Source organism: Mesorhizobium sp. M2D.F.Ca.ET.226.01.1.1 (assembly GCF_004022705.2).
Classification (GTDB): domain Bacteria; phylum Pseudomonadota; class Alphaproteobacteria; order Rhizobiales; family Rhizobiaceae; genus Mesorhizobium.
Map to the genome: position 1 here is coordinate 248,654 of NZ_RZOY02000005.1, position 12,417 is coordinate 261,070.

Annotated in this window: 12 protein-coding genes and 1 tRNA gene; 5 read left to right on the forward strand and 8 right to left on the reverse strand. The window is 61.8% G+C overall.

What is annotated here, in order from left to right:
* The first annotated feature begins 19 nt into the window (after positions 1 to 19).
* From EN869_RS13860 to EN869_RS13870, 3 genes are all read left to right on the forward strand, one after another.
* Positions 20 to 1,744 (forward strand): ABC transporter substrate-binding protein, encoded by a 1,725-nt coding sequence (locus EN869_RS13860; protein WP_127226257.1) that lies wholly within the window; start codon positions 20 to 22, stop codon positions 1,742 to 1,744.
* Positions 1,745 to 1,835: 91 nt separating this feature from the next.
* Complete coding sequence (gene glpK, locus EN869_RS13865) at positions 1,836 to 3,329, forward strand: glycerol kinase GlpK (protein WP_127226259.1); 1,494 nt, start codon at positions 1,836 to 1,838, stop codon at positions 3,327 to 3,329.
* 61 nt (positions 3,330 to 3,390) lie between these two features.
* Entirely contained in the window at positions 3,391 to 3,828 is a 438-nt protein-coding gene (locus EN869_RS13870; protein ID WP_245512351.1) for a DUF6882 domain-containing protein, read from the forward strand.
* A gap of 144 nt (positions 3,829 to 3,972) precedes the next feature.
* Here the strand turns inward: EN869_RS13870 and EN869_RS13875 are convergent, their stop codons facing one another.
* On the reverse strand, positions 3,973 to 4,434 hold the full coding sequence (locus EN869_RS13875; RefSeq protein ID WP_127226261.1) for a BA14K family protein: 462 nt from the start codon (positions 4,432 to 4,434) through the stop codon (positions 3,973 to 3,975).
* Between the two features lie 289 nt (positions 4,435 to 4,723).
* Between EN869_RS13875 and EN869_RS13880 the strand changes: the two genes are divergently transcribed.
* A tRNA-Lys gene (locus tag EN869_RS13880) sits at positions 4,724 to 4,799 on the forward strand.
* A gap of 412 nt (positions 4,800 to 5,211) precedes the next feature.
* Here the strand turns inward: EN869_RS13880 and EN869_RS13885 are convergent.
* A complete protein-coding gene (locus tag EN869_RS13885; protein ID WP_127226263.1) occupies positions 5,212 to 5,598 on the reverse strand; it encodes a hypothetical protein in 387 nt (128 codons plus the stop codon).
* A 557-nt stretch (positions 5,599 to 6,155) separates the two neighbouring features.
* On the opposite strand from EN869_RS13885, the gene EN869_RS13890 reads away from it, so the two are divergent.
* On the forward strand, positions 6,156 to 7,019 hold the full coding sequence (locus tag EN869_RS13890; RefSeq protein WP_127226264.1) for an FkbM family methyltransferase: 864 nt from the start codon (positions 6,156 to 6,158) through the stop codon (positions 7,017 to 7,019).
* A gap of 4 nt (positions 7,020 to 7,023) precedes the next feature.
* On the opposite strand, the gene EN869_RS13895 is transcribed toward EN869_RS13890, so the two are convergent.
* From EN869_RS13895 to EN869_RS13920, 6 genes are read right to left on the reverse strand one after another with little or no spacing between them, the layout of a single operon-like run.
* Entirely contained in the window at positions 7,024 to 7,206 is a 183-nt protein-coding gene (locus EN869_RS13895; protein WP_127226266.1) for a hypothetical protein, read from the reverse strand.
* Positions 7,206 to 9,194, reverse strand: a complete 1,989-nt coding sequence (locus EN869_RS13900; RefSeq protein ID WP_127226268.1) for a hypothetical protein — start codon at positions 9,192 to 9,194, stop codon at positions 7,206 to 7,208. The genes EN869_RS13895 and EN869_RS13900 overlap by 1 nt, the downstream gene beginning before the upstream one ends.
* Entirely contained in the window at positions 9,194 to 10,609 is a 1,416-nt protein-coding gene (locus EN869_RS13905; RefSeq protein ID WP_127226269.1) for a hypothetical protein, read from the reverse strand. Before EN869_RS13905 ends, EN869_RS13900 begins: the two co-directional genes overlap by 1 nt.
* The gene (locus tag EN869_RS13910) at positions 10,606 to 10,887 is read right to left on the reverse strand and encodes a hypothetical protein (RefSeq protein ID WP_127226271.1); all 282 of its coding nucleotides are present in this window, start codon (positions 10,885 to 10,887) and stop codon (positions 10,606 to 10,608) included. The genes EN869_RS13905 and EN869_RS13910 overlap by 4 nt, the downstream gene beginning before the upstream one ends.
* Before the next feature lie 12 nt (positions 10,888 to 10,899).
* Positions 10,900 to 11,268 carry a hypothetical protein gene (locus EN869_RS13915; protein WP_127226273.1) on the reverse strand — a complete coding sequence of 123 codons (369 nt, stop codon included), beginning with the start codon at positions 11,266 to 11,268 and terminating at the stop codon, positions 10,900 to 10,902.
* Positions 11,265 to 12,332, reverse strand: a complete 1,068-nt coding sequence (locus tag EN869_RS13920) for a hypothetical protein (protein WP_127226275.1) — start codon at positions 12,330 to 12,332, stop codon at positions 11,265 to 11,267. Before EN869_RS13920 ends, EN869_RS13915 begins: the two co-directional genes overlap by 4 nt.
* Between the last annotated feature and the right edge of the window lie 85 nt (positions 12,333 to 12,417).

Here is a 12,417-nt window from a genome sequence, read left to right on the forward strand (position 1 = left end):
CTAAGACTGGAGGAGACACATGCGACGGCAATTTCTAACATCAACAACCGCCCTTGTCCTATTGCTCGGCGCCGGCCACGCCTACGCCGGGATGGACGAGGCAAAAGCCTTTCTGGACAAGGAGATAGGTCCATTGTCGACGCTTTCACGCGCCGACCAGGAAAAGGAAATGCAGTGGTTCGTCGACGCCGCCAAGCCGTTCGCCGGCATGGAAATCAAGGTCGTGTCGGAAACCCTGACAACGCACCAGTACGAGTCGCAGACGCTGGCGCCGGCCTTCACCGCCATCACCGGCATCAAGGTCACGCATGATGTCATCCAGGAGGGCGACGTCGTCGAGAAGATCCAGACCCAGATGCAGACCGGCCAGAACCTCTATGACGGCTGGGTCAACGACTCCGACCTGATCGGCACGCACTGGCGTTATCAGCAGGCGCGCAACCTGACCGACTGGATGGCCGGCGAGGGCAAGGACGTCACAGATCCGATGCTCGACGTCGACGACTTCATCGGCAAATCCTTCACCACCGCGCCGGACGGCAAGCTCTACCAGCTGCCCGACCAGCAGTTCGCCAACCTCTACTGGTTCCGCTACGACTGGTTCAACGACGAGAAGAACAAGGCGGACTTCAAGGCCAAGTATGGCTACGACCTCGGCGTGCCGGTCAACTGGTCGGCCTATGAGGACATCGCCCAGTTCTTCACCGGCCGCGAGATCGACGGCAAAAAGGTCTTCGGCCACATGGACTACGGCAAGAAGGACCCGTCGCTCGGCTGGCGCTTCACCGATGCGTGGCTGTCGATGGCCGGCAATGGCGACAAGGGCATCCCGAACGGCAAGCCGGTCGACGAATGGGGCATCAAGGTCGACGAGAATTCGCGTCCCGTCGGTTCGTGCTCCGCGCGCGGCGGCGACACCAACGCTCCGGCCTCTGTCTATGCCATCCAGAAGTATCTGGATTGGCTGAAGGCCTATGCACCGCCGGAAGCGCAGGGCATGACCTTCTCCGAATCGGGTCCGGTTCCCTCGCAGGGCAACATCGCCCAGCAGATCTTCTGGTACACCGCCTTCACCGCCGACATGGCCAAGCCCGGCCTGCCGGTCGTGAACGACGACGGCACGCCGAAATGGCGCGTCGCGCCGTCGCCGCACGGTGTCTACTGGAAGGACGGAATGAAGCTCGGCTACCAGGACGCCGGTTCGTGGACGCTGCTGAAGTCGACCCCGACCGACCGCGCCAAGGCCGCCTGGCTCTATGCGCAGTTCGTCGTCTCGAAGACGGTCGACGTGAAGAAGAGCCAGGTCGGTCTGACCTTCATCCGCGACTCCACCATCCACGACAAGAGCTTCACCGAACGGGCGCCGAAGCTCGGCGGCCTGATCGAGTTCTACCGCTCGCCGGCGCGCGTGCAGTGGACCCCGACCGGCACCAACGTCCCGGACTATCCGAAGCTGGCGCAGCTCTGGTGGCAGAACATCGGCGATGCGTCGTCCGGTGCGAAGACCCCGCAGGAAGCGATGGACTCGCTCTGCGCAGACCAGGAGAAGGTGCTCTCTCGCCTCGAGAAATCGGGCGTCCAGGGCGACATCGGACCGAAGATGGCCGAAGAGCACGATCTCGAATACTGGAACAAGGACGCCGTCTCGAAGGGCAACCTTGCGCCGCAGCTCAAGGTCGAGAACGAGAAGGACAAGCCGATCACCATCAACTACGACGAGCTGGTGAAGAGCTGGCAGAAGTAGGGCTGTCGATGCGGGCGTTCGCGCCCGTGTGAAATAGGGGGAGGCGGCGCATTGCCGTCTCCCCTGTTTGTATCAAGGCGGAGGAAGCCAAATGAGCGGTTTTGTGCTGGCGATCGACCAGGGAACGACCTCGACCCGGGCGATCCTGTTCGACGACAAGATGAAAGTAGCCGGCGCCGGTCAGCAGGAATTCGCGCAGCATTATCCGGCCTCCGGCTGGGTCGAGCATGATTCGGAAGACATCTGGACGAGCGTCGTCGCAACGGTGAAGGCGGCGCTGAAATCGGCAGGCCGCACGGCATCGGATGTGGCCGCCATCGGCATCACCAATCAGCGCGAGACGGTCGTGATCTGGGACAAAGCGACCGGCAAGCCGATCCACAATGCGATCGTCTGGCAGGACCGCCGCACGGGGCCGCTCTGCCAGAAGCTGAAGAAGCAGGGGTTGGAAAAGAAATTCACCCGCAAGACCGGCCTGCTGCTCGATCCCTATTTCTCCGGCACCAAGATCGCCTGGATGCTGGACAAGGTGAAAGGCGCGCGCAAGCGCGCCGAGAGAGGCGAGTTGCTTGCCGGCACGATCGACAGTTTCCTGATCTGGCGGCTGACCGGCGGCAAGGTGCACGCAACCGACGCGACAAACGCCTCGCGCACATTGGTCTACAACATCGAGAAGAATGTCTGGGATGAGGAGCTGCTCTCGATCCTGAACATACCGGCCGCGATCCTGCCTGAGGTGAAGGACTGCGCCGACGATTTCGGCGTCACCGAAAAGAGCCTGTTTGGCGCCGAGATGAAAATACTCGGCGTCGCCGGCGACCAGCACGCGGCGACCATCGGCCAGGCCTGTTTCGAGCCGGGTATGATGAAATCGACCTATGGTACAGGCTGCTTCGCATTGCTCAACACCGGCGCCGACCTGGTGAGGTCTAAGAACCGGCTGCTCACCACCATCGCCCATCGGCTTAATGGCAAGACCACCTACGCGCTGGAAGGCTCGATCTTCATTGCGGGCGCCGCCGTGCAGTGGCTGCGCGACGGCATCAAGGTGATCGGCAAGGCCGAGCAGAGCGGCGCCCTGGCGGCGAGCGCCGACCCGGCGCAGCAGGTCTATCTGGTGCCGGCCTTTGTCGGTCTCGGCGCGCCGCATTGGGACGCGGAGGCGCGCGGCGCGATCTTCGGCCTGACCCGCAACTCAGGCCCGGCCGAGTTCGCGCGCGCGGCACTCGAATCGGTCGCCTTCCAGACGCGTGACCTGCTCGACGCGATGCGCAAGGACTGGAAGGGCGCTTCCGCCAAGACGGTGCTTCGCGTCGACGGCGGCATGGTCGCTTCCGACTGGACGATGCAGCGGCTAGCAGACATCCTCGACGCGCCGGTCGACCGCCCGACCATCCTGGAGACGACCGCGTTGGGGGCGGCCTGGCTTGCCGGATCGAAGGCTGGCGTCTGGCCAAAAGCAAAGGATTTCGCCAAGAGCTGGGCGCTCGAACGGCGCTTCAAGCCTGAGATGGATGCAGCAACGCGCTCGGCGAAGCTCGCTGGCTGGCGCGATGCGGTGCGCAGGACGCTGAGTACGCAGTAACGATCACTGGACCGGGGAAGAATGCAACCGGATTGGTATGCTGCTTGGCGCGATGAGGCCTTTGAACAGCTCGCCGCCAAGAACGCACGCCCTGGAGCAGGATTTCCGCCTCGGCCACTGGATGCGCTACAACTACGACCTGGCGGCCGGAAAGCTGATTTTCTCCGACAAAGCGGGCGCCAAGGTTATCTCGGAAATCCAGATTGCGGGCTCTACCAGTGCCAAAGCGGGCAATTGGCTCTGGGCTTGGGCCAATTCGAACTTACCGGGCGATCTTGTCGGCGACGCGGAACTGGTGCGGACGTTCGGGGTGAAAAAGGGCGTGGACGACCTGGCCCAGGCCTACGTAGACGATACGAGCGGCGATTTGGATGCGCTCGGTTGGGAACTGACGGCAGCGATGGTTCGCGTTTGCAACGCGCTTGGAGCTTATCGCTCCTCGCGGGGTGAGGGCGGCGCTCTCTATCTGGTCTTCAAGAACATACGATGGGCGAACTGACACAGTCCTTCGCCGCGAGACATAGCGAGAGAGCCCGTGCCTCTCGAGGCGCGGGCTCGGTCAACGACCAAAATAGGTGCTTTCCGCAATTCCGGACGGAAAACCGCTACGCGCTTTTCCTGGAATTGCTTTGACCGGAGGCCGTCAGTAGGGCGATCTGCACTGCTGACGCGGGCCGTTGTTGGGCTGGAAGGTGTTGTCCGAGGCGCGATACGAGCGGTAGTGGTCGTAGCACCACCGCACATGCGCATCGCCGCGATAGACGCGGTTGTTCTCGCTGTTGACGATAGCGCCGGTGATCAGCGCGCCGGTGGCGAAGGCGGCCAGCGGGAACCAATAGTCGCCATGACGCCGATAGCCATGGCGGTATTCGCGATAGCCGCGATGGCCATTCCAATACATGCCGTCATTGCGCGAGAAACGCTGACCGCCGCGCCAATGGTTATGCCGCCAGCGGAAGTCGCGCTCCGCGACCGTCTGGACGTCGGACGAGGCCGGCGAAGCCTGTGGGACGAACAGCTGAGCGGCATTGGCGGGCACCGCCGCAGCCGCGGCGAACGAAACCGACAAGGTGGCGGCAAGCAAGCCCGAGACGATGTTTTTCATTGGTCTTCTCCTTGAAAGGGTGGTTGACGTCCCTGTAGCGGAGCAACGGGAAATGAATGCGCCGGTTCCCATTTTAATCTCAACCCATTGTTATTTAAGGGAGTTCTGAAATATCCAGGCAAATGAGAGCAGGCGGTGGTCCAGGCAAACGCACGCCGCGCCACCGCCCGCCAATCCGCCAAAAGCCTCGAAAAACTCTGGCCGCAGACCTTTTTTTTTCCGGTTGACCGGCCGCGGCACTCTCCCTATGTTCCGCGCAATTTCGAGGGCGGCGTTTATGAGCCCGCGGGAGCGCGTAGCTCAGCCGGTAGAGCAACTGACTTTTAATCAGTAGGTCATGGGTTCGAATCCCATCGCGCTCACCAAAAACATCATAAAATCAAGGGTTTGCGAAAGGTGAGGGCGGGTTTCTGTGTCCGCAGAATTTCGTGTCCGCACTATGTCCGGAAAAATGAAAAGGCCCGGAAGCCTAAGCCGCCGGGCCAAGATCTACGGGGATGCTCTGGAGGAGCCTAGCTTAACACCGTCCAGTGTGTGGCGCGCATCACAGGTTCGCGATGCAAAAGCCCGGCCACTACTGAATGCAGGAACCGGGCGGGTAATGCCTGGAGTCGTAGCAAGACGGCGAGACGAGAATGAACCCATCATCGTCTACCCGGATCGGGATCATGCCGAAGCAGTTCCGATACCAATGGTGGAACGGGATCACGATCATCTCATTGCCGGCTGGCGCTGGTGTCGCCAACTTGGCAACTCCAGAAACGGCGCCAAGAGGTTTCATAGACCTTGCCCTCCCTCGATGAGGCCGGGGCAGTCGTAATCAGCGGGATCAAACTCTCGCTCGTCATCGCCCTGTGGCTCGTCGATAATGTCCCCGCCGTGCTCGTCCTCTAGCTCCCGATCATCGTCCATGCTGCCGCGCTTATCGCCCTGCCAAGCGACGGTGCCGCGCGGCCCACGCTCTCCCCAGCCAAGCCATGGCTCGGCGTCGGCGCCGTCCTCCAGATCTTCGGAATCGGCCTCCATCACGTCGAGCGCGGTGATGAGAGCTGTGGCCTTGTCGAACAGGGCGTTGAGTTCCTTTTCGATGGCCTGCCGCCATGTGCGAGCATCCATCCCCTTCGGACAGGCGAAGGGCCTCAGTGTCGAGACGTGCGCGTTCATTGCTGCTTCTCCCGCTCGACGTGCTCTATGATGTTGTTTCCAGCCCTGTGGAGGGCATTGGAGAGGCGGAGCAGTCTTATTGCGAGGTGAAGGCGCCCAAGGCGCGTGCGTAAGGCTGCTGCCAGGAGCAACAGCACGATTGCTGCATAGGTCATGGTGGTTCTCTGGATTTGCCGGCTTGTCACGGCCGGTTGCCAGCGGGCAGCACTGGCGCCGGGAGTGTGACAACATGGCCAGAGACCATGCGCGACGGCCTTCCCCTTTCGGGTCTTGTATTGCCGCCGCTCTCCCGGCATAGTGTGCCGGTTCGCGCCGACGGCAAATCGGCACGTTCTTTTCGTTGGTCGAACTTGATCCCGGCAAGGATCGCCTCGCCCAACGCTCTGGTTGCCTAGGCCCGGCAAAGGCCATCAGCGGGAGTTGTCACGCTCCGCTGTGCACGATGCCCCCAATCGGTTAACAATTCAAGCACGCCCTGCGAGGGGCGGAGCTATTGCAGGAGCGCGGCTCTGGGACTATCGATGCCAGCTCAAAGTCAGACGGCGGAATAACCAGAAATGCTTCCTTTTGATCCGTTTAGGCGCATTGAGCGATCGATACGCCGCGTGCGGGACGCAGTGTTAGTCCGTCCGGCATCCAATATGTGGGCTGTTCAGCGAGAGGTGTCGAAACAATACCCGATGCTCGTGCAAGACTTCGGCGATCACCGAATGGTTTTTGACCCGAACGATGATCCGATTGGGAAGGCCATTCTGGAACTCGGCAGTTGGCACCGTCCGCAGTTCGAAAGCATCTTGGCGGCACTCAGGGAGGGCGGCCGGCTAACAGATGCAAAGACATTTCTTGACGTAGGCGCCAACATCGGGACACAGACCATTTACGCCCTGGCCTCGGGCTTGTTTTCACGCGCGATAGCCATCGAGCCTGATGCCGCGAACGCTCGAACTTTGCAGATGAACGCTCTCCTGAATGGATACGAGGATCGCGTTGACATTGTGCGGGCCGCTGCCGGCGCTGAGATGGGGACGCTCTATTTGAACGGGCACGCGACCAACAGCGGCGGCCACAAAGTCACGAATGCGCCGAACGGCGGTAAGTCGGTTCCCGTGAAGGTCGTGACCATTGAATCCGTTTTGCGCGACCGGCAACTTGACCCATCTGATCTCGGGTTGGTGTGGATCGATGTAGAGGGGTTTGAGGCTGAAGCCGTGGCCGGAATGTCGCCCGTCATAGAACGCGCTATCCCGCTTTGCATCGAATTCAACGCCCATGTCTACGGACGGACCAAATCTCGCGAGTTCTTCAGCTACCTGGCCGAGCACTACGCTGTGGCCGCCGTCGTATCGGATCGACAAATCAAATTTCGCTCCATCGCCGAGCTAGTCACGCCCGAAACGGCTGCCGACATTCTCTTTGCCTAAAAGATCAGGCAGCCCTCTGGCTAGGATTCCGCAGCGCATCGAGCGCAGCATCCGCCGTGTCACGCGTGATCCTGTAGCGCTTCATCAGTGCGGCGCGGTAATCGACATGATGATGGTCATGGCCAAGGTAACGCCGCCAGGCCAAGAGAAAGAGGCTCATCCGGTCGAGCATTTCATCATCGAACATTAGTGAGCCAGTGAGTTGACGATTGCGGGAGTCCCACCCTGGCGCATGATTGCAGCCAGGAGCGCGTTGGTTGACGGGTTAGACATGCCTGCGGCCAACTGGTTGCCGAGATAGCCCTGGCCGAGACGGCTCATCAGAGCTGCGCCCGCGCCCTTCTTCAATGCCATGCCAGCGGCAGCGCCCGCCAAGGCGCTTTCCCAGTCACCGCCCTCCCGGTATCCATAAGCGCCGCCTACCAGCGATGGACCGAGCAGGCCAACGGTGTGAGCTGCAATCCTTGCCGCCGTGCCGGAATTGGGCAGCGGTGTCATGACGGCCTGTCCAGCCTTTGCGAGGTCCGTGTAATCGCTCGCACCTGTAGCGAACCGGCCAGCGTTGCCGCTCGATGCAGCCATGCGCAGCCGTGCCGGTGAGATGACACCAAGCCCCGCATCCTCGCCGCCGCCAAGGGACGCCTTCTGAAGAACCTTCATATTTCCATACTGGCTTCGGAGCGTCTGCCACGCCTGTTGCTCGTCTGCCGGGATGGATCTTCCCATCGCGTCATCAAGCGCGTTCCTGAGGCCACGAAACGCATCTGCGATCGTCTGGTTTGTGGTCGAGTTGGCCGCCGAAGATAGGTCGCTGCGGATGGTCTGATATTCGGGGCCGGGCAGCGTGCCACCGTTGGCGCGAATGCGCTGGACGAGATCGGTAGCCAGGTTTTCGACAATCGGCTTCTGCTGGGGCTCCAGGAGGCGGCCGTAGCGGTTAACCGTGGTTCCGATGTCCTGCACTAGCTGGTTATCAGCGACGAGCGTGTTGCGGCTCGACATATCCTGAAAAGCCTGCCCTAGCGTGCCCTGGAGAGATGCCAGGTTATCCGCCGTGGCAAGGCCCGAGCCGCCGGCCTTCTGCATCGCAGCGTCGGTGAATGCGGCATTCTGCTGTTTCATCAGCCTAGAGGCCTTGGAGCCGCCCAACTCGCTTTCTGCGTATCGGAGCCCATCGTTCCCGGTGCGCTGCCCCGCAGTGACCGGCACGCCTTCCTGAGCCAGCAGATTAACAGCGGCCTCACGCTCGGGAGAGGATGCAAAGGGGCTTATGAGCTTGCTGATGCCCTTAGTGATGGCGGTCGATAGGAACGGGGCAACGCCGCCAGCAACGGCGCCGGTTCCTGCACCAATAGCGCCACCCTTCAGCCTATCGGCTAGGTCTCCGTTGGCCGAGCCTGCACCATAGGCTCCGCCATACAGACCGCCGTCGATAGCTGAATTGAGCGCTACCCTGCCCAGGCCAACACCAGCACGGCCAGCGTTCACGCCAAGGCTGGGGGCACCCAGCGCCGCTTGCGCCACGCCGCCGCCGATCTGGCCGGCGAGATAAGAGCCGGGATTCTGTGACTGTGCGGCGCTCTGGTTATGGCGGATTTCCTGTAAGATTTGATCGCGCGGGATGCCTGTAAGGAGGCTTGTCGGGTAGGATGCCAATTCATCGCCGAAACCGAAGGTCATGGTGTCGGCGGCACCCATGGTGGCTGAGCCCATACGGCCATAATCGTTCGGGGAGAAGGCTGGAACGCCAACGGGTTGCCCGGTGTTCGGATCGGCGGCGGGCATCTGCGGAATCCCGAACGCAGCCGCATATGGGCCAGCTGCAACACGAGCCTTCGCCTGAGAGATATAACTCTGCACCCGAGCTTGATCGGCCGCTGCCATGGCGCGCTGTTTTTCAATAGACCATGATTGCGGCTGTTGCTGATAGTCCTGCCAGGGCAAGCGCGGCTGCTGCGCGTCAGGCAAATCGCCAAAAGGAGACCGCTGCTGTTGCTGGTAGTCTTCCCAGGGCTTCCGCAGCACATTGGCGGGGTTGTTGGGGTCGTTCGCAGCACGTTGAGCAGCCTCCGCTTCCGCCCGAGCCTTGGCTTCCGCCTCCGCTTCCGCCATGGCGCGCAACTGCGCCAGGCTGAGACCCTGAGGATTGTTGTCGATCGGCGTGAGCGTAGGCATCAGATGTTATCCTCCCATCCAAGGACAGCCAGTGCCGAAGCGGGAGCGGCGCTTGCATAATAGATGTTCGTGCTCTCAAGGAAGAATTCGCCTTGGACTGTGCTGTAAATGCCGATGGCTTCACCGCCATTTTTGACGGCGGCCTGTAGCGGCGGAGGGTTAGACGAGGATGTTGCCGCGCCATAACTGTTATTAGGGGCCGCAATGATGTAAGTCGTCGGCCCAGACGAGAAACCGGACAATGCCACTCTGATCGTAGAGGCAGTCGCTGGAACAAGGGTGCCAACCGCAACGGCAGTCCAAGTAGGCGTTGTCGGGCTTCCGCTGGTTCCCGATGCGGCAATCAAAGTGGTCGTTGGGTTGGTCCCCACGACGATCTGCGCCCGCCGATCGTACTGGATCTTGAACCGCAGTTTTGCGCCGCTGTCGTAATAGACCGCGCCGACACGGGCTTTGAACGTGTAGCCGCTTGGCATCGTCGGGGCGGTCGAGCTGAGGGACAGTAGGGCCGCAACTGTAGTGCCGTTGTAAATGACCCACTCATAATACCAGTTGGAAGCGGTGATCGAGCCGGTATCGAGGCCATTCGCACCAGACGTGCCAGTGGCGTAGGAAACGCTGACTGAAGTGGCCCGGAAGGGAACGCCCGATCCATCTTCGAGAACCAATTGGTCGGCGGTAATCGTCCCGGCCGTGACAGAGGACGTTACGATCTTCAGGTTTTTGCGCGAAGCATTGGTCGGGGCGCTCGTTGTCGCCAACTTGCCCGCAAGGCCGGTGTTCAGTGCCGATGTCGTTGCAAGCGGCGAGATGGCAGCGGCAACGAACGCGGTTGTAGCCACAGACGTGTCGTTATCGCCGGGTGCGGCGGTGGGCGCCGTTGGGTTGCCCGTCATTGCCGGGCTCGCAAGCGTCTTGTTGCTGAGTGTCTGGGTGCTGCTGAGCGTGACAAGGTTCGGCACGTCAACAACAGGATTGATGAGCATCCATGCGCCGGCCGCGCTGTTGAAGGACGTTCCATAGCAGAGATTAGCGATGCAGCCGGCCTTCAGAGCGCCGGCCGGCGGATCGGTCTCACCGCTGGCCGCCATGATGCGAATGGCTTTGTTACCGAGGCCGTTCGCGTTGAGCGTCACGCCGCCGGCAGCATTGTCGGACGCGATACGGAGGCCCAGTTGCAGATTGTTGGCATACGCCGTGAAGGCGGAGTTGGCCGTGACAGTGATGGCGTTAGCCGTGCCGCCTACAGCAAGAGCGCCACCTGTATCGGCAAGGAACTCGGCTTCGCGGCCCATTATCTGGCGCATGGAGTCGTTCACGGCAGAGGGCGGCATCCCTTCTGCTGCGTCAATGTTGCCGTCAGCGCTGCCGTTCGAAGCGGCCGTTGTAGACCATGACCAGATTGAGCCAGTCATGCCGCTATACCTCCTGAAGTGGCCTCAGTAGCGTCAGCCGTCCGAAAATCGTCGATGATCCGTACCGCCCACTCGCGCGCCTCACTGCCGGCGTCGGGATACCGCGCTTGACGACCCGGCCTAACATCCCGCTCTGCGGTCGCTTGTGCGATTTCAGCCGCCCGATCGAGAAACCCGGTTCCAACCCATTCCCGCAGTGCGGAGATGATGGCGGAATGGGCGTAGGCTTCGATTTCCAGGGCCTCGATGCGCCCGCGTAGAATCTCAATCTCGGTCACTTCGAATTCTCCTTAGACACTCATTCCGGGTTCGTAGGCCAGTGCGATCGCCCCGTTCACGGGCTCGCTATCCATCAATTTTCGGTGGATGCGGACGAACTCTTCGGCGCCCTGATCCCAAGGGGTTCCGATGCCGCGAATCCAATTCCTGAGGATCTTCGCCTCAGCTGCGGTCAATGCGGGGTTCCCAAGCAATGGCGCCGCCTGCGCCACCATATGCTGATGGCGCAGCATCTCCTTGCGCCACTCTGCGCTGCCAGGCGTCGGCGGGGCGCTGGCCGCCCTGAGGCGGTCCAAGGCTTCCTGCGCCCGCTGGCGCTCGGATTCCGTGGCGCCGGCGTCTCGGGCCAATGCGGCCAGTTTTTCGGCTTTGGTGGTCACGCGGCTGCCTCCGAGAAATCGGCGTTTCGCGACGCTCTCAGAAGGATTTCGCGGACTCGGTGGTCCATCAGGTGCGCCTGTGCCGTTCCTTTGGCGATCGCACCGATATCCTGCTCGGAGAAACCCGCGTCCCGCAGCGTCTCGATCAGGGTTTCCGGGTCCTCGCTGCCGGCGGCGATCTGCAACACTTGCAAGACACGCGGGTCTGACACGGAGATCATAGCGGCGGGCATACTTGCCAACGCCGCCGCCTCATCCCGGCTCATGACCGCGAGAAGCAGGGCCGCCATCCGGTCCGAGTCGTTATCGTCAAGATCGGGGTTCCTGGCCTGAAATTCCTGGTCCTCGACCTCGACCACGCGGTTCCATGCCTGAAGGCGGGCGCCGTACAGGCGTTCCGCGATGCGGCCAAATTCTTCGGTCCGGTCCTGGGCTTGGAGCAACAACCCGAAGCGGTGGGCATCGAGCCGCATAACTGCGTTGCGGTCGGCAACCACGTCCGGGAATGCCTCCGCAGCGGCGTATACGAACTGCCAGAGTTGGCTTTCGAGGGTCGCCAGGTCGGCGTTTGCTCGCTGGAGGGCGATCCCTGCGTTCGTCGCCTCGATTTCGTAGGTGGTCGCGGGGGCAGTGAATGGCTCTGGCGACCGGGCAACACCATCTTGGGCGCCGCCGGCAAGAAGCTCGGTGGCTTCTTGCTTCGTCAAAGCACTGCCTCGGGCCTGTGGGCGGCGACCCAACAGCATATCGACGCCTTGTGCGGGGGTGAGCCTGCCCTGGACCTTTTTCGGCTGCTGCTGCACCAGCAATTGAGCCGCTTCGCCGATATCGAGGCGGCTCTTGCCATCATCGCGAATCTTGGCGCGGTGTTTTTTACGGTTCGGCCGCTCGGTCTCGACCAACTCCTGTGCAGCATCGCTGATCCGCGAGATACGCGTGCCCTTGTCGAATGCGACGACGTTGTTGGTGGTATCGAAATCGCGGGACTCGCTGGACGGAAAGCCAACTGCTCCAGTCGGGTCGGCAAGCAGCGCGGTAGCTTCAGCGAGGGTCAGGTTGCTCATTTGCTTTTGGCTCCTTTGGGGCCGTGTTCGTCAGTCCACCACTTTGCCGCGCGGCTTAGGGCTCGGCGGCGAGCGTTTGGCCGGC

What these genes read in the sequence shown, in the direction of transcription:
- glpK (WP_127226259.1), top strand. Translation starts at nt 1,836, where the DNA reads ATGAGCGGTTTTGTGCTGGCGATCGACCAGGGAACGACCTCGACCCGG.
- EN869_RS13890 (WP_127226264.1), top strand. Translation starts at nt 6,156, where the DNA reads ATGCTTCCTTTTGATCCGTTTAGGCGCATTGAGCGATCGATACGCCGC.
- EN869_RS13885 (WP_127226263.1), bottom strand. Translation starts at nt 5,598, where the DNA reads ATGAACGCGCACGTCTCGACACTGAGGCCCTTCGCCTGTCCGAAGGGG.
- EN869_RS13860 (WP_127226257.1), top strand. Translation starts at nt 20, where the DNA reads ATGCGACGGCAATTTCTAACATCAACAACCGCCCTTGTCCTATTGCTC.
- EN869_RS13895 (WP_127226266.1), bottom strand. Translation starts at nt 7,206, where the DNA reads ATGTTCGATGATGAAATGCTCGACCGGATGAGCCTCTTTCTCTTGGCC.
- EN869_RS13905 (WP_127226269.1), bottom strand. Translation starts at nt 10,609, where the DNA reads ATGACTGGCTCAATCTGGTCATGGTCTACAACGGCCGCTTCGAACGGC.
- EN869_RS13920 (WP_127226275.1), bottom strand. Translation starts at nt 12,332, where the DNA reads ATGAGCAACCTGACCCTCGCTGAAGCTACCGCGCTGCTTGCCGACCCG.
- EN869_RS13875 (WP_127226261.1), bottom strand. Translation starts at nt 4,434, where the DNA reads ATGAAAAACATCGTCTCGGGCTTGCTTGCCGCCACCTTGTCGGTTTCG.
- EN869_RS13900 (WP_127226268.1), bottom strand. Translation starts at nt 9,194, where the DNA reads ATGCCTACGCTCACGCCGATCGACAACAATCCTCAGGGTCTCAGCCTG.